General features: G+C 72.1%; 17 protein-coding genes. 7 read left to right on the forward strand and 10 right to left on the reverse strand.

Going from position 1 to position 17709, the window contains the following annotated elements; translation table 11 throughout:
* Window positions 1–8: 8 nt before the first annotated feature.
* From AC57BS_RS19595 to AC57BS_RS19610, 4 genes are all read right to left on the reverse strand, one after another.
* Window positions 9–137, reverse strand: coding sequence for a methionine/alanine import family NSS transporter small subunit (locus AC57BS_RS19595; protein ID WP_135840093.1), 129 nt, complete (start codon window positions 135–137; stop codon window positions 9–11).
* Entirely contained in the window at window positions 137–1684 is a 1548-nt protein-coding gene (locus AC57BS_RS19600; protein ID WP_496413122.1) for a sodium-dependent transporter, read from the reverse strand. Before AC57BS_RS19600 ends, AC57BS_RS19595 begins: the two co-directional genes overlap by 1 nt.
* A gap of 258 nt (window positions 1685–1942) precedes the next feature.
* Window positions 1943–4018, reverse strand: coding sequence for a 3-hydroxyacyl-CoA dehydrogenase NAD-binding domain-containing protein (locus tag AC57BS_RS19605; protein WP_496413123.1), 2076 nt, complete (start codon window positions 4016–4018; stop codon window positions 1943–1945).
* Window positions 4015–5232: a thiolase family protein gene (locus AC57BS_RS19610; RefSeq protein ID WP_496413124.1), complete on the reverse strand. Its 1218-nt coding sequence runs from the start codon at window positions 5230–5232 to the stop codon at window positions 4015–4017. The genes AC57BS_RS19605 and AC57BS_RS19610 overlap by 4 nt, the downstream gene beginning before the upstream one ends.
* Before the next feature lie 119 nt (window positions 5233–5351).
* Here AC57BS_RS19610 and AC57BS_RS19615 point away from each other — a divergent pair, with 119 nt between their 5' ends.
* Both AC57BS_RS19615 and AC57BS_RS19620 read left to right on the forward strand, forming a co-directional pair.
* Window positions 5352–6299 carry a proteasome assembly chaperone family protein gene (locus AC57BS_RS19615; RefSeq protein ID WP_496413125.1) on the forward strand — a complete coding sequence of 316 codons (948 nt, stop codon included), beginning with the start codon at window positions 5352–5354 and terminating at the stop codon, window positions 6297–6299.
* Complete coding sequence (locus AC57BS_RS19620) at window positions 6299–7165, forward strand: acyl-CoA thioesterase (RefSeq protein WP_496413126.1); 867 nt, start codon at window positions 6299–6301, stop codon at window positions 7163–7165. The genes AC57BS_RS19615 and AC57BS_RS19620 overlap by 1 nt, the downstream gene beginning before the upstream one ends.
* Window positions 7166–7242: 77 nt before the next feature.
* Here the strand turns inward: AC57BS_RS19620 and AC57BS_RS19625 are convergent, their stop codons facing one another.
* Together AC57BS_RS19625 and AC57BS_RS19630 are read right to left on the reverse strand one after the other, a co-directional pair.
* Window positions 7243–8136: a MaoC family dehydratase gene (locus tag AC57BS_RS19625; protein WP_496413127.1), complete on the reverse strand. Its 894-nt coding sequence runs from the start codon at window positions 8134–8136 to the stop codon at window positions 7243–7245.
* A complete protein-coding gene (locus AC57BS_RS19630; RefSeq protein WP_496413128.1) occupies window positions 8136–9470 on the reverse strand; it encodes a 3-oxoacyl-ACP reductase in 1335 nt (444 codons plus the stop codon). Before AC57BS_RS19630 ends, AC57BS_RS19625 begins: the two co-directional genes overlap by 1 nt.
* A gap of 127 nt (window positions 9471–9597) precedes the next feature.
* On the opposite strand from AC57BS_RS19630, the gene AC57BS_RS19635 reads away from it, so the two are divergent.
* Window positions 9598–10878 carry an acetyl-CoA C-acetyltransferase gene (locus tag AC57BS_RS19635; RefSeq protein WP_496413129.1) on the forward strand — a complete coding sequence of 427 codons (1281 nt, stop codon included), beginning with the start codon at window positions 9598–9600 and terminating at the stop codon, window positions 10876–10878.
* A gap of 7 nt (window positions 10879–10885) precedes the next feature.
* Here AC57BS_RS19635 and AC57BS_RS19640 read toward each other — a convergent pair whose 3' ends face one another.
* Window positions 10886–11470 (reverse strand): class I SAM-dependent methyltransferase, encoded by a 585-nt coding sequence (locus AC57BS_RS19640; protein WP_496413130.1) that lies wholly within the window; start codon window positions 11468–11470, stop codon window positions 10886–10888.
* Between the two features lie 139 nt (window positions 11471–11609).
* On the opposite strand from AC57BS_RS19640, the gene pyrR reads away from it, so the two are divergent.
* From pyrR to AC57BS_RS19655, 3 genes are read left to right on the forward strand one after another with little or no spacing between them, the layout of a single operon-like run.
* On the forward strand, window positions 11610–12203 hold the full coding sequence (pyrR, locus tag AC57BS_RS19645) for a bifunctional pyr operon transcriptional regulator/uracil phosphoribosyltransferase PyrR (protein WP_496413131.1): 594 nt from the start codon (window positions 11610–11612) through the stop codon (window positions 12201–12203).
* A complete protein-coding gene (locus tag AC57BS_RS19650) occupies window positions 12200–13138 on the forward strand; it encodes an aspartate carbamoyltransferase catalytic subunit (protein WP_496413132.1) in 939 nt (312 codons plus the stop codon). Before pyrR ends, AC57BS_RS19650 begins: the two co-directional genes overlap by 4 nt.
* Window positions 13138–14406: a dihydroorotase gene (locus tag AC57BS_RS19655; protein ID WP_496413133.1), complete on the forward strand. Its 1269-nt coding sequence runs from the start codon at window positions 13138–13140 to the stop codon at window positions 14404–14406. The genes AC57BS_RS19650 and AC57BS_RS19655 overlap by 1 nt, the downstream gene beginning before the upstream one ends.
* Before the next feature lie 118 nt (window positions 14407–14524).
* Here AC57BS_RS19655 and AC57BS_RS19660 read toward each other — a convergent pair whose 3' ends face one another.
* Entirely contained in the window at window positions 14525–15181 is a 657-nt protein-coding gene (locus AC57BS_RS19660; protein WP_496413134.1) for a DUF3060 domain-containing protein, read from the reverse strand.
* A 46-nt stretch (window positions 15182–15227) separates the two neighbouring features.
* On the reverse strand, window positions 15228–15953 hold the full coding sequence (locus tag AC57BS_RS19665) for a VOC family protein (protein ID WP_496413135.1): 726 nt from the start codon (window positions 15951–15953) through the stop codon (window positions 15228–15230).
* Window positions 15954–15985: 32 nt separating this feature from the next.
* Here AC57BS_RS19665 and AC57BS_RS19670 point away from each other — a divergent pair, with 32 nt between their 5' ends.
* On the forward strand, window positions 15986–16408 hold the full coding sequence (locus tag AC57BS_RS19670) for a VOC family protein (RefSeq protein ID WP_496413136.1): 423 nt from the start codon (window positions 15986–15988) through the stop codon (window positions 16406–16408).
* Window positions 16409–16432: 24 nt separating this feature from the next.
* Here the strand turns inward: AC57BS_RS19670 and AC57BS_RS19675 are convergent, their stop codons facing one another.
* Window positions 16433–17596, reverse strand: coding sequence for an acetyl-CoA hydrolase/transferase family protein (locus AC57BS_RS19675; RefSeq protein WP_496413234.1), 1164 nt, complete (start codon window positions 17594–17596; stop codon window positions 16433–16435).
* Window positions 17597–17709 lie beyond the last annotated feature (113 nt).

A 17709-nucleotide genomic window follows, 5' to 3' on the forward strand; every position in this document is an offset into this window, starting at 1 on the left:
CAGGGGTGTCACAGGTCCCGCTGGACCGATCCCGGCTCCTCGCCGCGATAGCGGTTGATGTTCCAGATCGCGACGGCCAGACCGCCCCACAGGACGGTCATGGCGATCAGCATCATGACGACGGCTGCTGCGGACATCAGGAGCTCCTCTCGTCCTGCGCGGCGACGACCTCGGGGTCGTCGAGTGGGGTGCTCGCGCGCCACGGCAGGCGTGCCGCGACGAAGCCGAGCACGAGCACGGCTGCGGCCAGGCCCCAGCCGAGCGTGTTGAGCATCCAGGTCGGGTAGCCCTCGTAGGGGACCTGGATGTTGTCGACCAGCTCGTTGACGAGGATGAAGACCAGCGCGGCCGGGGCGACCACGCTGATGAGGACCTCCCACGTACGCCCGAGCGTGACCGACCCGTCCCGGTTGAGGTGGTCGCGCAGCAGGCCGGTCCTCCGGAACACCCAGGCGAGGGCGAGCATGCTCGCCACGGCCACGAGGAGGATCCCGAAGCGGTTGATGAAGTGGTCGACGATGTCGAGGACGTAGACGCCCGTCGTGGTGCCGAGCAGGGTGATGCTGATGACCGCCGCAGGCACGCCGACGGAGAGCGAGGCTCCGGTGCGCGTCATCTCGAACTTGTCGCGGACCGCCGAGATGACGACCTCGATGACGCTCACGAGCGACGTCACCCCGGCCACCACGAGGGAGCCGAAGAACAGGACGCCGATCAGCGCCCCGGCGGGGGCCTCGTTGATGATCGCCGGGAAGGCGATGAAGGCGAGGCCGAGGCCGTCGGTCGCCACCTCGTCGACGCCAACTCCGGCCGCGGTCGCCATGAAGCCGAGGGCGGCGAACACGCCGATGCCGGCCAGGAGCTCGAAGCCCGAGTTGGCGAAGCCGACCACGAAGCCGGAGCCGGTCATGTCGCTGCGACGGCCGACGTAGGAGGCGTACGTGATCATGATGCCGAAGCCGACCGAGAGCGAGAAGAAGATCTGCCCGTAGGCCGCGATCCACACGCTGGTCTCGGTGAGGGCGCTCCAGTCGGGCGTGAACAGGGCGTCGAGGCCGGTGGTGGCGCCGTCGAGGGTCAGCGCGACGACGACGAGCGCGATGAACGCGACGAACAGGATCGGGATGAAGATCGCGGACGCGATCCCGATGCCCTTCTGCACGCCCAGCACCATCATCGCCAGGACCGCCACCCAGACCAGCACCAGCGGGACGGTGACGCCGCTGACGAAGTCGAGGCCGATCCCGGGATCGCCGGCCTGCAGGTAGGACCCGAACAGGAAGCCCTCGGGGTCGTCGCCCCAGGCCTTGTCGAAGGAGAAGAGCGCGTAGCGGGCGGCCCACGCGATCACGGCCGCGTAGTAGACCGCGATGACGAAGCAGATGCCCACCTGCCACCAGCCCAGGCCCTCCGCCGCCCGGTGCGCCCGCCGGAACGACAGCGGCGCTGAGCCGCGGTAGCGGTGACCGAGGCCGTAGTCGAGCAGCAGGAACGGCAGTCCCGCGGTGAGCAGGGCGATGAGGTAGGGGAGGATGAACGCCCCGCCGCCGTTCTCGTAGGCGACGTAGGGGAAGCGCCAGATGTTGCCGAGGCCGACGGCGGAGCCGATCGCGGCGAGGATGAACACCTTGCGCGAGCTGAAGCCGCCGCGCTGCTGCTCGGCGTGGTCGAGTTCCTGGCTCACGGTGCCTCCCGGCTGACGACGACGGACGACGTCCAGCATGGCAGAGATCCGACCTGGTGGACGTCGCCCCGGCGTGGGGCTGGACCACCCGACCTGAGAGCGGTGCCCCAGCCACCTTTCAGGCGTACGGAATGTGGCTCACCCACCGCCCGCGGGCGTGTCGTCGCAGACGTGCCGAGGGGCGGTGCCCCAGCCACGTTCCAGGCGTACGGAATGTGGCTGCGACACCGCCCCAACGCTCAGCGGGTCATCAGTGGATCAGTGGAACCGCTTGCCGGTCGCCTTCTCCGAGATGCCCTTCACGTCGAGCATGAAGGTCAGCCCACCGTTCCAGAACGAGAACCCGGCTCCGGTGATCATGGCCAGGTCGATGTCCTGCGGGGCCGCGACGACGCCCTCGTCGAGCATCAGGCGGGCCTCCTCGGCAAGCCCGGACAGCGTCTTGTCGCGGACCTCCTCGGTGGTGAGGACCACGGGCGAGGCCGGCTTCTCCAGCATGGCCTCGACCTCGGGGTCGAGGTTGCCGTCGGGGCCGTAGTAGGCCGGCTTGCGGGCCGCCACGATCCGCTCGAGGGCGGGGGAGACGTAGAAGCGGTCGGGGAACGCGCCCTTCAGCGTCTCGTTGTTGTGCAGCGCGATCGCCGGGCCGACCAGCGACAGCAGCACGAACGGCGGCATCGGCGCGATGCCGGCGAAGGCGTTGTCGGCCACGGACACCGGCGTGCCCTCGTCGACGATGCGTCCGACCTCGCTCATGAAACGGCCCAGCAGGCGGTTGACGATGAAGGACGGGCTGTCCTTGACCAGGATCGAGGTCTTCTTCAGCGCCTTGCCGGTGGCGAACGCGGTGGCGAGCGTCGCGTCGTCGGTGGCGTCGCCCTTCACGATCTCCAGCAGCGGCATCACCGCGACGGGGTTGAAGAAGTGGAAGCCGACGACCCGCTCGGGGTGCTCGAGGTCGGCGGCCATCTCGGTGATCGACAGCGACGAGGTGTTGGTCGCGAGCACGCACTCGCTGCTGACGACCTTCTCGACGTCCGCGAAGACCGTCTTCTTGACCGACATCTCCTCGAAGACGGCCTCGATGACGAAGTCGGCGTCGCCGAACGCGACCTGCTTGTCGGTCTCGCCGGAGACCAGCGCCTTGTGGCGGTTGGCCTTGTCCTGGTTGATCCGGCCCTTGGCGAGCAGCTTGTCGATCTCGGCGTGCACGTAGGCGACGCCCTTGTCGGCGCGCTCCTGGTCGAGGTCGGTCAGCACGACCGGCACCTCGAGGCGGCGTACGAAGAGCAGCGCGAGCTGGCTGGCCATCAGGCCGGCGCCCACGATGCCGACCTTGGTCACCGGACGGGCGAGCGACTTGTCGGGCGCGCCGGCAGGTCGCTTGGCACGCTTCTGCACCAGGTCGAAGGAGTAGAGCGACGCGAGCAGCTCCGCGGTCTGCGACATCGCCTCGAGCGCGGCGTCCTCGGCAGCGAAGCCGGCGTCGCGGTCGGAGTCACGGGCCGCCGCGATGAGCTCGACGGCCTTCGCCGCGGCCGGAGAGGCGCCACCGGTCTTGGTGGCGACGATGCCCTCGGCCCGCGCGATCGCGGCGTCCCAGGCCTCGCCGCGGTCGACCTCGGGACGCTCGACGACGGTCTCGCCGCGCAGCACCGAGGCCGCCCAGAGCAGTGACTGCTCGAGGAAGTCGGCACCGTTGAAGACGGCGTCGGCCAGCCCGAAGTCGTACGCCGCCTGCCCGCCGAGGGTCTTGCCCTGGTTGAGCGGGTTCTCGAGGATCAGCGTGACGGCCTTGTCGGCGCCGACGAGGTTGGGCACGAGCCACGCGCCGCCCCAGCCGGGCACGAGGCCGAGCATGACCTCGGGCAGGCCCAGTGCGGGGGCGGAGTCCATGACGGTGCGGTAGGTGCAGTGCAGCGCGACCTCGAGGCCGCCGCCGAGGGCGAGGCCGTTGATGAGGCCGAAGGACGGCTTGCCGCCCTCGCCCAGCTTGCGGAAGACCGCGTGGCCGAGCTCGGCGACGATCCGCACGGCGTCGGGGCCGCCGCCCTGGATCGAGGTGAGGTCGGCACCCGCGGCGAGGATGAACGGCTTGCCGGTCACCGCGATGGCGTCGATCGAGTCATCGGCCAGGGCCGCGTCGATCGCCTCGTTGAGCGCGAGCAGCGAGCCCGGGCCGAACGTGTTGGGCTTGGTGTGGTCCTCGCCGTTGTCGAGGGTGATCAGGCCGAAGGTCGCGCCGGGAAGCGAGACCGTGCGCAGGTGGGCCCGGGTGACGCGCTCGGCGTCGGACACGATCGCCTGGGCGCGCTCGAAGATGTCGGTGCTCACTTGTTCTCTCCGTTCGAGTCGGTGGCGCCGGTCCAGTGCGGGTTCTCCCAGATCACGGTGCCGCCCATGCCGATGCCGATGCACATGGTGGTGAGGCCGTAGCGGACCTCGGGACGCTCCTCGAACGCCCTCGCGAGCTGGTTCATCAGGCGTACGCCGGACGAGGCCAGCGGGTGGCCCATCGCGATCGCGCCGCCGTAGGGGTTGACCCGCGGGTCGTCGTCGGCGATGCCGTAGTGCTCGAGGAAGGCCAGCACCTGCACGGCGAAGGCCTCGTTGACCTCGAAGGCCTCGATGTCGTCGATGCCCAGGCCGGCGAGCCTGAGGGCCTTCTCGGTGGCCGGGATCGGTCCGGCGCCCATCACCTCGGGCTCCACGCCGACGAAGGCGTAGGTCACCAGGCGCATCTTGACCGGGAGGCCGAGCTCCCGCGCGGTCTCCTCGTCGGCGAGAAGCGCGGCCGTGGCGCCGTCGTTGATGCCGGCCGCGTTGCCGGCGGTCACGTTGCCGTGCGAGCGGAACGGCGTCTTGAGCGCGGCGAGCGACTCCAGGGTCGTCTCGGGGCGCATCGGCTCGTCGATCGTGGCCAGGCCCCAGCCGGCGTCGGCCGACCGGGTCGCGACCGGGACGAGGTCGGGCTGGATCTTGCCGGCGTCGTAGGCAGCCTTGGTCTTCTGCTGGCTGCGCACGGCGTAGGCGTCGACGCGCTCCTTGGTGATCGTGGGGTAGCGGTCGTGCAGGTTCTCCGCGGTCTTGCCCATCACGAGGGCGTCGGGGTTGACGATCCGCTCCGACAGGATGCGCGGGTTGGGGTCGACGCCCTCGCCCATGGGGTGGCGCCCCATGTGCTCGACGCCGCCGGCGATGGCCACGTCGTAGGCGCCGAAGGCGATGCCGGACGCGGTGTTGGTCACCGCGGTCATGGCGCCGGCGCACATGCGGTCGATGGAGTAGCCGGGCACGCTCTGCGGCAGGCCGGCGAGCAGCGCCGCCGTACGGCCCAGGGTGAGGCCCTGGTCGCCGATCTGGGTGGTGGCGGCGATCGCGACCTCGTCCACCCGCTCGGGCGGGAGGGACGGGTTGCGACGCATCAGCTCGCGGATGCTCTTGATGACGAGGTCGTCGGCGCGCGTCTCGGCGTACTGGCCCTTGGCCTTGCCGAACGGGGTGCGCACGCCGTCGACGAAGACGACCTCACGCTGGGGACGGGACACTGGCTACTCCCAGGGAATGCGGGGGACAGGGCGAGATCACGTTACCCCTGAGTAACAACGCCTGCCCACACGGGCGGGTGTGTGTCGGGTCACCTCCCCGTACGCCCTAGGCTTGCGGCATGGCCGACCGACTCGTGCACATCGTCGACGATGCCGAGGTGCTGGCCGACGCCGGTGACCTCACGCTGGTGGTCGTCCTGACCGGGTTCCTCGACGCCGGCAAGGCGGCCGAGCTCGCCGCCGCGCACCTCGCGGACCTCTCCGAGGGCAAGGTCGTGGCGACCTTCGACGTGGACGCGCTCCACGACTACCGCGCCCGGCGCCCGCCGATCACCTTCGTCCGCGACCACTACGCCGACTACGAGGCGCCCCGGCTGGTCGTCCGGGCGCTGCGCGACACCGGCGGCACCCCCTTCCTCCTGCTCGCCGGCCCCGAGCCCGACACCCGCTGGGAGGGCTTCGCCCGCGCCGTGCGCGAGGTCGTCGAGCACTTCGGCGTCTCCCGGACCGTGAGCCTCGGTGCCGTGCCGATGGCGGTCCCGCACACACGTCCGATCGCGATCACCCCCCACGCCAACCGCCCCGAGCTGGTCCCCGGCGAGAGCCCGTGGCAGGGCGAGCTCCGGGTCCCCGCCAGCGCGCAGGCGCTGCTCGAGGTGCGGCTGGGGGAGTGGGGCCTCGATGCGCTCGGCTTCGTGGCGCACATCCCCCACTACCTCGCCCAGATGGAGTACCCGCAGGCCGCGCTCGTGCTGCTCGAGCACCTCGAGATCGGCGGGCGCCTGACCATCGACCTCGGCGAGCTGCGCGAGGCCGCCGAGATCACCGAGACCGAGGTCGATCGCTACCTCGCCAGCCACGACGAGGTCGGCGACGTCGTGCGCGGGCTCGAGCAGCAGTACGACTCCTTCCGCGAGGCCGAGGCCAGCGGGTCCTCGCTCCTGTCGGCCGACGAGCCGTTGCCCACCGGGGAGGAGATCGGCAGCGCCTTCGAGGCGTTCCTCGCCGACCTCGACGACCGCCCCAAGGACAGCGACGACGACACGTCCGGCTGGGGCGGTCGCTGATGGCCGGGACGTCCGCACAGCTCGCCAGCCTGCTCGACCTCGAGCGCCTCGAGGTCGACCTGTTCCGCGGCGCGCAGGCCCGCACCGAGCGCCAGCGCGTCTTCGGCGGCCAGGTCGCCGCGCAGGCCGTCGTGGCGGCGACCCGCAGCGTGGACGGCGACTTCGTCCTGCACTCGCTCCACTCCTACTTCCTGCGCCCGGGCGACACGACCGTGCCGATCGTCTACGACGTCGAGCGCATCCGCGACGGGCGGTCGTTCGTCACGCGCCGGGTCTCCGCGCGCCAGCACGGCCGCCCGATCTACTACATGACCGCCAACTTCCAGGTCCCCGAGCCGGGGCTGGAGCACCAGGACCGGATGCCCGAGGTGCCGGGGCCCGACCAGGGCATGCCGCTCGTCGACCTCGCGCGCGAGCGCGGTCCCGAGGCGGCCCAGCACTGGGAGCGCGAGTGGGCGGCGCTGGACATCCGCCACGTCGGCATCACCGGGCAGGGCCTGCCCGAGGACGCGGAACACGCGGCGCGCGCCCGGCTGTGGATCAAGGTCGACGGCACCCTCGCCGACGACGCCACCGTGCAGCAGGCGGCCTTCACCTACGCCAGCGACCTCACGTTGCTCGGCGCTGCCCTGGTGCCGCACGGCATCCACATCGCCTCGCCGCGGCTCCAGCCGGCGTCCCTGGACCACACCATCTGGTTCCATCGGCCCTTCCGTGCCGACGAGTGGTGGCTCTACGACCAGTTCTCCCCGTTCGCCGGGGGAGCGCGCGGCCTGGCCCTGGCGCGGGTGTTCACCCAGTCCGGCGAGCTGGTGGCCACCGTCGCCCAGGAGGGCCTGATCCGGCTGCGCGACGGCCGCGCATAGCAGCAGTGCCCGATATCTGAGGACGTGGTGAACGGGAATCCGGTTCATCCCGTTCGTGGCGTCCTCAGATATCGCGTTCAGGCGGGGGTCGTACGCCCCAGCAGGTGCGGTGAGCCGTCCTTCGGGCTCGTCATCGCGAAGGTCCAGCCGGCGTCGTCCGGGCGTGCCGCGAAGGCGACCGTGCCCGGCAGGAACACCGGCTTCTTGAACGCGACCTCCACGGTCACCGCGTCGGGCAACCGGTTCTCGATGGCCGCGACCGAGCGCGCCTTGGTCCACATGCCGTGCGCGATCTGGCGGGGGAAGCCCAGCGCCCTCGCCGTCAGCGGGTAGAGGTGGATGGGGTTCGCGTCGCCGGACACCGAGGCGTACGTCCGCCCGAGGTCGGCGGGCAGGCGCCACTCGACGCCACCGGTCGGCGGGTCGGGGACCTCGAGGCCGGGCGTGACGTCTCCCTCGATCGTGCGGCCGCGACGCAGGTAGGTCGAGGTGGACTCCCAGGCCGTCTCGCCGTCCGCCGTCACGGTGGTCACGAAGTCGAGGAGCACCCCGCGGGCGTGAGGTCGCGCCGTGCCGACGGCCGTGGTCACGTCGAGTGCCTCGCCGACGCCGATCGCACGGTGGGCGGTGATCGCGTTCTCGACGTGCACCATCCCGATCGCGGGGTAGGGGAACGCCGGGTCGCCCATGATCGCCATGTGCAGGGGGAATGCCAGCATGTGCGGGAAGGTCACCGGCACCGTGTCGCGCCGCGGGAAGCCGCACACGGAGGCGTACGCGTCCACGCGGTCGCGCTCGGCGACGACCTGCTCGCGGCGGTAGGACAGGCCGGCGAAGTCGCGGGCGGAGCCCTTGCGGACACCGGGCAGCTGGTTGACCCCGGGTACGACCGGCAGCGCCGCGCGGACCAGCGTGCCGAGCCTGCCCGGCTCGCCGTCGAGGGTCTTGGCGGGCGGAGGCGCGGCCGGCATCAGGCGCCCAGCATCATCTGGCCGCACACGCGCACCACGTTGCCGTTGACCGCCCCCGAGCCGGCGCTGGCGAACCACGCGATCGTCTCGGCGACGTCGACCGGCAGGCCGCCCTGGGACATCGCGTTGAGCCGCTGCCCGACCTCGCGCGTCGCGAACGGGACGGCGGCGGTCATCTGCGTGATGATGAATCCCGGCGCGACGGCGTTGACCGTGATGCCGTTGTCGAGCTCGTCGCGCAGGCTCTCCACGAGGCCGATGACGCCGGCCTTGGAGGTCGCGTAGTTGGTCTGCCCGACGTTGCCCGCGATGCCGGCGATCGAGGCGACGCCGATGATCCGCCCGCCCGCGTTGAGCACGCCCGCGTCGAGCAGCTCGCGGGTGATCAGCTCGGGGGCGGTGAGGTTGACCGCGATCACGCTGTTCCAGCGGTCCTCGGCCATGTTGGCGAGCTTCTTGTCGCGGGTGATGCCGGCGTTGTGCACGACGACGTCGACGCCTCCGTGGTGCTCCCTGAGGTGGTGCGCGATCCGCTGCGGCGCGTCCTTGGCGGTGATGTCGAGGACGAGGTGGTCGCCGTCGAGCTCGCCCATGAGCGTCTGGAGCTCGCTCGCCGCCTGCGGCACGTCGACGCCGACGACCGTGGCGCCGTCGCGGTGCAGCACCCGGGCGATCTCCTCGCCGATGCCGCGGCTCGCGCCCGTGACGAGGGCGACCTTGCCGGCCAGGGGACGGGTCCAGTCGCCGACCTCGTCGGTGGTGCTCGCCCCGTGGACGCCGATCCGGACGACCTGGCCGGAGACGTACGCCGACTTGGGGGAGAGGAGGAAGGCGAGCGTGGACGCGATGGCGCCGTCGGCGGCGGGCGCGACGTACACGAGCTGGACGGTGCCACCGCGGCCGATCTCCTTGCCGAGGCTGCGGGTGAAGCCCTCGAGCGCGCGCTGCGCGACGCGCTCGGAGCCGGTGCGCTGCTCGGGCGGCGTGCCGATCACGACGACGCGAGGGCAGGTCTCCAGCCGGCGCATGAGCGGGGTGAAGAACTCCTGGAGCGCGACGAGGCCCGCGGTGTCGGTGATGCCGGTCGCGTCGAACACGAGGGCCTTGGCGCGGACGCCGTCCTCGAGGGTCGTCGCCGAGGCGATGCCGAGCCCATCGAGGGTGCGGGGGAGCGCCTCGGTGAGCCGGCCCTCCCCGCCGAGCACGACGAGCCCGTCGACGAGGACGTCCCCGCCCGACCAGCGCTCGAGCGCGGTCGGGTTGGGCAGGCCGAGGTTCTTGACGAGCAGCTGGCCGATCGAGGTGGACGCGAAGCCCTGGTAGCGGTCGCTCATGGGGCGGGAGCCTTCCGGTAGTGCGGCGGTCGGAGTCATGTAACTCTGTGTGCAACTCAGAGTCCACATTTCGTGACGTGCCCCTCACACGGTTGGCGTGAAGCACCTCACCGGCAAGGATATGGACATGCAGCCCGCCACTCGTCCCGTCGCCGTCCTCGGCGGCAACCGCATCCCGTTCGCACGGAGCAACTCCGTCTATGCCGGGGTGTCCAACCAGGAGATGCTCACCGCCGCGATCGACGGGCTCGTGGACCGCTTCGAGCTGCGCGGCGAGCGTCTCGGCGAGGTCGTCGCCGGCGCCGTCCTCAAGCACTCGCGCGACTTCAACCTCACCCGCGAGGCGGTCCTGGGCTCGCGGCTGGCCCCGGAGACCCCGGCGACCGACATCCAGCAGGCCTGCGGCACCGGCCTCCAGGCGGCGATCCAGGTCGCCAACAAGATCGCGCTCGGCGTGATCGACGCCGGCGTCGCCGGTGGCACCGACACGACCTCGGACGCGCCGGTCGCGATCAGCGACAAGCTGCGCAAGAAGCTGATGAAGGTCAACTCCGCCAAGGACACCGCGTCGCGGCTCAAGGCGCTCGGCTCGATCCGCCCCGGCGACATCGGCCTCGCCATCCCGCAGAACGGCGAGCCGCGCACCCGGCTGTCGATGGGCGAGCACGCCGCGCTCACCGCGCTCGAGTGGCGGGTCACCCGCGAGGCGCAGGACGAGCTTGCCGCCCGGTCGCACCACAACCTCGCCCGGTCCTACGACGAGGGCTTCCACGACGACCTGGTCACGCCGTTCCGCGGCGTGGAGCGCGACAACAACATGCGCCCCGACTCGTCGGTGGAGAAGCTCGCCACGCTCAAGCCGGTCTTCGGCAGGGGCGCCGCCGCCACGATGACCGCCGGCAACTCCACGCCGCTGTCGGACGGCGCGTCCGCGGTGCTGCTGTCCAGTGACGAGTGGGCGGCGGAGCACGGCCTCCCCGTGCTGGCGCACCTCGTCGACGCCGAGACCGCAGCGGTCGACTACGTCAACGGCCACGAGGGACTGCTGATGGCCCCGGCGTACGCCGTGCCGCGGATGCTGGAGCGCAACGGCCTGACCCTGCAGGACTTCGACTTCTACGAGATCCACGAGGCGTTCGCCTCGCAGGTGCTGTCGACGTTGGCGGCGTGGGAGGACCCGGTGTTCTGCCGGGAGCGCCTCGGCCTCGACGCCCCGCTGGGAGCGATCGACCGGGACAAGCTCAACGTCAACGGCTCCTCGCTCGCCGCGGCCCACCCGTTCGCCGCGACCGGTGGCCGGATCCTGCCGGTGGCGGCGAAGCTGCTCGCCGAGAAGGGCAAGGGTCGCGCACTGATCTCCATCTGCGCCGCGGGCGGCCAGGGCGTCGTCGCGATCCTGGAGCGCTGAGGGCGGATCAGCGTCGGGTGAGCCGGTACCACGTGCCGTGGCGGGCGGCGGAGGCGTCGTCCGCGATCTCCTCGGAGATCGTCCAGCCGCGGAACGCCCGCTCCACGTCGGTCCGGTCGGCGCCTCGCCCGCCGAGGCGCCACGGACGCCGTGCCTGGGCGTGCAGCAGGACGGTCGCGTCCGGCTCGGCGAGGGCGGTGATCCCACCGGCCATCAGGGTCCGGCCCGCGTCGTCGAGGGACTGGAAGCACCCGACGTCGAGGAAGAGGTCGAAGGACGAGCCGACCCCGGAGTGCACGAGGTGGCGTACGTCGCCGATGACGAACCGGGCGTCGTCGAGGCCGTTGCGTCGCACGGCCACGTCGACCGCCCAGCGCACGTCGTCGACGCCGATCGCGTCCCAGCCACGGTCGACGAGGAGCTTGGTGTGGGCCCCGCGTCCGCAACCGAGGTCGATGGCGCGGCGGCGGCCTTCGGGACGGGCGGCCTCTTCCCGGTCGAGGAGGCGCTCGAGGACCGGGAGGCCGCTGCGGCCGGCCTTCTCCCACGGAGTGATCCCTGCGCGATAGGCGGCGGCGTAACCGATTCCCATGGTGCCGTCCTGACCTGAGGGGTCGGGGAGTACCGGCCACTGTCGACACTACGCCCCGGACCCTGACTGCTAGGGTCGCCCCGATCGACATCCTTTAACGAGCCGTCCCGTGAGGCGGAGAAGGAGGTCCGGCGCGCAGATGCCTGCCCCCGAAGAAGTCAGCACCGAAGCTGCCAGTCCCGACGCCGCCAGCGCGCGGGGGGCTCGCACCGACCGCACGGTGCTCGACGCCCGTGACATCTCCCGGGCCCTGACCCGGATCTCGCACGAGCTGCTCGAGCGCAACAAGGGCGCCACCGACCTGGTGCTGCTCGGCCTGCACACCCGCGGCGTACCCCTCGCGAGGCGGATCGCCGACAAGATCGCCGCCGTCGAGGGCGCTCCGGTCGCGGTCGGCGAGCTCGACGTGACGATGTACCGCGACGACCTGCGCTCGCAGCCGACCCGGCGCGCCCACCGCACCGCACTGCCGTCGGGCGGCATCGACGGCAAGGTCGTCGTGCTGGTCGACGACGTCCTGTTCTCCGGCCGCACGATCCGCGCCGCCCTCGACGCGCTCGCCGACCTCGGCCGCCCGTCGGCCGTACGCCTGGCGGTCCTCGTCGACCGTGGTCACCGCGAGCTGCCGATCCGCGCCGACCACGTCGGCAAGAACCTGCCCAGTGCCCTCGCCGAGCGCGTCAGCGTGCGGCTCAGCGAGGTCGACGGCACGGACGAGGTGACCATCTCGTGAAGCACCTGCTCTCCATCGACGACCTCTCCACCGACGAGATCCTCCAGCTGTTCGAGACCGCCGCCGACATGCACGACGTGCAGGGCCGCGCGGTCAAGAAGCTGCCGGCGCTGCGTGGTCGCACGGTCGTGAACATGTTCTTCGAGGACTCCACGCGCACCCGCTCGTCGTTCGAGATCGCCGGCAAGTGGCTCTCGGCCGACGTGATCAACGTCAGCGCCAAGGGTTCGAGCGCGTCCAAGGGCGAGAGCCTGCGCGACACCGTGCTGACCGTGTGCGCGATGGGCGTCGACGGCCTGGTGATCCGCCACCCTGCCAGCGGCGCTGCGGTCCAGGTGAGCCAGTGGGTCGACGCGGCGGTGGTCAACGCCGGCGACGGGATGCACGAGCACCCCACCCAGGCGCTTCTCGACGCCTACACGCTCCAGCGGCACCTCGGCTCGCTCGAGGGCCGGCACGTCGCGATCATCGGCGACCTCACCCACAGCCGCGTCTTCCGGTCCAACGTCCAGTGCCTCACCCGCCTCGGAGCCCGCGTGACCGTCGTGGCCCCGCCGACGCTGATGCCGAGCGGCATCGGCGCGTGGTCGGCCGCTGCCGGCTTCGAGACGTCGTACGACCTGGACGCCGTGCTGCCCGACGCGGACGCCGTGATGATGCTGCGCGTCCAGCGGGAGCGGATGTCGGGGGCGTTCTTCCCGAGCGTGCGGGAGTACGCCGTGGGCTACGGACTGACGCGCAACCGGCTCGCCCTGCTCAAGCCGGACGTGCCGATCTGCCACCCCGGCCCGATGAACCGCGGCCTCGAGATCGCCGCCGATGCCGCAGACGCGGCGCAGTCGGTCGTGCTGGAGCAGGTCTCCAGCGGGCTCGCGATCCGGATGGCCGTCCTCTACCACCTGCTTGCCGGAGAGCCCGAAGGAGGGATTGCCTGATGTCGCTGGTGATCAAGGGGGCCTCGCTGCTCGGCGAGGAGACCACTGACCTGTTCATCGACGACACCGGCACGTTCGTCGACACCGCGCCCAGCGGGGCGGAGACCGTCGACGCCGACGGCCTCGTGGCGCTCCCCGGCCTCGTCGACCTGCACACGCACCTGCGCGAGCCGGGCCGCGAGGACGCCGAGACCATCCTGACGGGCTCGCAGGCCGCCGCACTGGGTGGCTTCACCGCCGTCCTCGCGATGGCGAACACCTCGCCGGTGACCGACACGGCCGAGGCCGCGACCCGGGTGTGGGAGCTCGGCCGCGAGGCCGGCCTGGTGCACGTCCAGCCGGTCGGCGCGGTGACCCGCGGACTCGGCGGCGAGGAGCTCGCCGAGCTCGGGCTGATGCACCGCTCGCGCGCGGGCGTCACGGTGTTCTCCGACGACGGCAAGTGCGTCCACGACGCTCGGGTGATGCGGCGGGCGCTGGAGTACGTCAAGGCGTTCGGCGGGGTCGTCTCGCAGCACTCGCAGGACCCCTCGCTGGCCGGTCCCGCCGCGTGCTGCCACGAGGGCGAGCTCTCCGGTCGACTCGGCCTGCCCGGCTGGCCCGGCATCGCGGAGGAGGTCATCGTCGCCCGCGACGTGATGCTCGCGAGGCACACCGGGTCGCGGGTGCACGTCGCCCACGTGTCGACCGCAGGATCCGTCGAGGTGCTCCGCTGGGCCAAGGCCCAGGGGATCTCGGTGACGGCGGAGGTCACGCCGCACCACCTGCTGCTCACGACCGACCTGCTCGTCGGCTACGACCCCACCTACAAGGTCAACCCGCCGCTGCGCCCGCAGGAGGACGTCGAGGCCCTGCGCGCTGCGCTCGTCGACGGCACGATCGACGCCGTCGCCACCGACCACGCCCCGCACGCCCGCCACGACAAGGAGCACGCCTTCATCGACGCCGCGTTCGGGATGCTCGGCATCGAGACCGCGCTCGGCGTCGTCCGTACGGCCCTGCCGGACCTGTCCTGGGCGGACGTCGCGCGGGTCATGTCGGTGGCCCCGGCCCGGATCGCCGGGCTGGCCGGCCAGGGCCGGCCGCTCGCCCCGGGGAACCCCGCCAACCTCGTCCTCGTCGACCCGGACGCCTCGGTGACGGTCGACCGCGACGCCTCGGCGTCGCTGTCGCGCAACAACCCCTGGCACGGCCGCAGCCTCAGCTCGCGGGTGGTGCACACGGTGTACGCCGGGCGGATGACGGTCCGCGACGGCGCGCTCGCGTGAGGTCGGCGGCGTAGACGCGCGGACAGAACCACGCGCGCTGCGGCGCGCTGAGCGTGCCCTGGACCGGGTCGCCGGACTTCCGCCCGCGCGTCTACGCGCGACTGATGCGCGATGTGGGTCAGCGTCGCCGGCGCGGCCGCAGGTCCAGGGCGTTGCCCTCCCCGCGGTCGCGGACGGTCGTACGCCCGCGCTCGACGACGACCGCGTTGCGGTCGCCGGTCAGGACGAGGCGGTCGCTGCGCCGGAACCGCACCACGTTGTCCGACCCGGTGACGCGGGTGCGGTAGGCCTTCCGGGCGGTCACGCCGTCCGCGCCGCGGAGCCGCAGCACGTTGACGGTGTCGGCGCTCAGCGAGGACCCCGTGCTGCTCAGCTCGGCGCGCTCGACCAGACCCGTCACCTCGACGCGCGACCCTGCGCCGGAGACGACGAGGGTGGTGACCGACGGGGTGGTGACGGTCGTGCCGGTGCCGTGGACCTGCAGGTCGTACAGCGACTTGGCCGTGACGGCGTTGGCGCTGCCCTCGACCACCAGCCGGGTGGCGGCGGGCATCGTGACCGTGGCGCCGTCGGCGGTGACCCGTACGACGCCGCAGGTGCCGCGCAGCTCGTAGGTGACGTCGTCCCAGGCCAGCACCGTCTCGGCGCCGATCTCGCACTGCACCGGCACGGTGAGGCCGCCGGCGTGCGCCGGGGCGGAGCCGCCGGCGACGGGCGCGGCGACGAGCGACGCAGCGGTCAGGACGGCTGGCAGGACGCGGGAGCGTGAGTTCACATACCGACAGTACGCATCCTGCGGCCGGAGCGCCCCGTGGGGTCCGTCACACCGCGCGGCCGGTCGCCGGGTCACGGTCGGTGAGGCAGTAGACCTGACCGCCCGGAGCCTCGAGGACCGTCCAGTGGTCGTGCTCGGCGCGGACCCTCGCGCCCAGCGCCGTGTGCCGGGCGGTGTCGGCCCGCCGGTCCGAGGTGGCGAGGTCGGGATGGGCGCGGACGGGGCCGTCCTCCTCGTCCAGGCGCTGGAGGAGCAACCGCACGCGGCCGTCCTCGACGAGGCGTACGAACTCGGGCAGTGTGCCGACCTCGGGCTCGCGTCCGGTCAGTGCCTGCCAGAACGCGACCTCGGCGTCCCACGATGACGACGGGATGTCGAGGCAGACCTGGTCGAGGATCGTGCTGCCGTCCCGGACCAGGGTCGGCTCGCCGTCGACGAGGGTGTGGCAGAAGGTCAGGCCGCCGGGGGAGCGCGCCACCTCGACGTCGTGGTAGGTCCAGCCCGTCGTCGCGCCCAGTGCCCGGGACCGCGCGACCAGGGCCGGGCGGTCCGCGGAGTCGAGGTCGAGGTGCCCACCGGCGGGGCCGGCCACGGCCTGCATCTTCACGTACCCCGGGCCGTGCCCGGGCACCAGCGTGAGGAAGTGGCCGTCCTCGCCCCGGCGCTCCGACGGGTGCCAGCCGGTGACCGCTGACCAGAAGGCCAGAGCCTCCTCGAACCGGTCGGCCGGGGTGTCGAGGAAGACCTGGATCCAGGCGGGGCGCGTGGTCATCGACGCATCGTGGCACGACGTAGGGTCGCGACGTGAGCGACTTCCCGCCCGCCGTCCCGCAGCTGCTCCACACCGTCCTCGACGCCGTCGACGTGCGCGTGGAGGCGGAGTTCTGGCGCGACCTGCTTGGCCTCGCCTACCGGCCAGGTGACGAGCTTCCCGCCGACGGTCCCGACGAGGCCGACTGGCTGGTGCTCACCCACCCCGACGGCCGCCGCTGCCTCGCGGTCCAGCAGGTGGAGGAGCTGACCGCCAGCAGCTGGCCGGAGCCCGGCCACCCGTCCGTCTCGCACCTCGACACGACGGTGCCCTCGCGCACGGCGCTCGACGCCGTCCACGAGAGGGTGCTGGAGCTCGGCGGCGAGCTCCGGCTCGACCGGACCGACGACCCGGACGAGCCGCTCCGGGCGTACGCCAGCCCCGCCGGGCACGTGTTCTGCGTCTTCGTCGTCTGAGGCGCCAACGGAGGTCCGCCCGTCTCAGGCGAGCCCGAGGGCCCGCGCCTCCTCCCACAGGTCGTCGCGGACGCTCGGGTGGGCGGCGTGCTCGATGAGGTTCCGAGCCTGGTCGCGCTCGCTGCGCCCCCACATCCAGGCGACGCCCTGCTCGGTGACGACCGCTCCGTGCTGGAACGACGTCACCGGCTCGTCCACCAGCGGCACGATCGTCGAGACGTCGGCACGCGGGTGCCAGCTGCGCAGCGCCATGAAGGCCCGGCCGCCCGGTGAGTGGCTGGCACCGACGGTGAAGTCGGTCTGCCCGCCGAAGCCGCTGTAGATCCGCGCGTCGATCCGCGACGCGTTGGCCTGGTCGAAGAGGTCGACCTGGAGCGCGGTGTTGATCGACGTCATCGCCGGCTGCTGGGCGATCGCCGCGGGGGAGTTGGTCGTCTCGGTGCGCAGCATCCGGACCCGGGGGTTGTCGTCGACCCAGTCGTAGAGCTCCTGGCTGCCGAACACGAACGACGTCCGCACCGGGGTGCCGCGGTCGAGGGCGCCCGCCTCCTCGAGCACAAGGACGCCGTCGCTGAACATCTCGGTCCAGATCCTGAGGCCACGCCGCTCCAGGACACCGGCGATGGTGGCGTCGGGCACCTCGCCGATGCCGGCCTGGAGGGTCGCTCCGTCGCCGATCTCGGCAGCGACCCGTGACCCGATCAAGCGGGCGTCGTCGCTGGGCGGACGGGCGACGTGCGTGGTGAGCGGGGCGTCGATCTCGACCCCGAGGTCGATGTCGTCCAGCGACACCACTGCGTCGCCGAAGGTCCACGGCATCCGCGGGTTGAGCTGGGCCACCACGAGGGCACCGCGCTCGCGTGCCGCCTCGATCGCCGCGGGCAGCACGTTGACCTCGAGGCCGAGCGACACCTGGCCGTCGCGCGGGGTCGTCGTGTGGACGACCACCACGTCCGGGGCGAGCGGCCCGTGGAACAGCCGCGGCACCATCGACAACCGGCAGGGCACGTAGGACAGCCGCGGGTGCCGGCGGAAGCCCGGGCCGACGAACGTCGTCTCGGGGACCACCCCGTCGTGCATGGGCAGGTCGCGCTGCGCGTTGAGGGCGTGCAGCCGGGCGGCCGGGAGCTCCGCCAGCAGTGGACCGAGGAGTGGGACGGGCGAGGCGAAGTTGCCACTCGTCACCACCCGGGGACCCTCGGGGGAGGTGCAGTGCTCCCGCACCTCGCGGACGGCCTGATCGATCTCGACGACGCGCATGGCGCCAGCGTGCCAGTCCGGCGCGGGAAATCGGTGGGCCG

It is taken from the genome of Nocardioides sp. BGA-UO-ETr-FS32 (genome assembly GCF_059567905.1).

Coding starts and splice junctions, on each gene's coding strand:
- AC57BS_RS19620 (WP_496413126.1), top strand. CDS start 6,299: ATGGCCGGGACGTCCGCACAGCTCGCCAGCCTGCTCGACCTCGAGCGC.
- pyrR (WP_496413131.1), top strand. CDS start 11,610: ATGCCTGCCCCCGAAGAAGTCAGCACCGAAGCTGCCAGTCCCGACGCC.
- AC57BS_RS19595 (WP_135840093.1), bottom strand. CDS start 137: ATGTCCGCAGCAGCCGTCGTCATGATGCTGATCGCCATGACCGTCCTG.
- AC57BS_RS19640 (WP_496413130.1), bottom strand. CDS start 11,470: ATGGGAATCGGTTACGCCGCCGCCTATCGCGCAGGGATCACTCCGTGG.
- AC57BS_RS19625 (WP_496413127.1), bottom strand. CDS start 8,136: ATGCCGGCCGCGCCTCCGCCCGCCAAGACCCTCGACGGCGAGCCGGGC.
- AC57BS_RS19635 (WP_496413129.1), top strand. CDS start 9,598: ATGCAGCCCGCCACTCGTCCCGTCGCCGTCCTCGGCGGCAACCGCATC.
- AC57BS_RS19615 (WP_496413125.1), top strand. CDS start 5,352: ATGGCCGACCGACTCGTGCACATCGTCGACGATGCCGAGGTGCTGGCC.
- AC57BS_RS19655 (WP_496413133.1), top strand. CDS start 13,138: ATGTCGCTGGTGATCAAGGGGGCCTCGCTGCTCGGCGAGGAGACCACT.
- AC57BS_RS19630 (WP_496413128.1), bottom strand. CDS start 9,470: ATGAGCGACCGCTACCAGGGCTTCGCGTCCACCTCGATCGGCCAGCTG.
- AC57BS_RS19665 (WP_496413135.1), bottom strand. CDS start 15,953: ATGACCACGCGCCCCGCCTGGATCCAGGTCTTCCTCGACACCCCGGCC.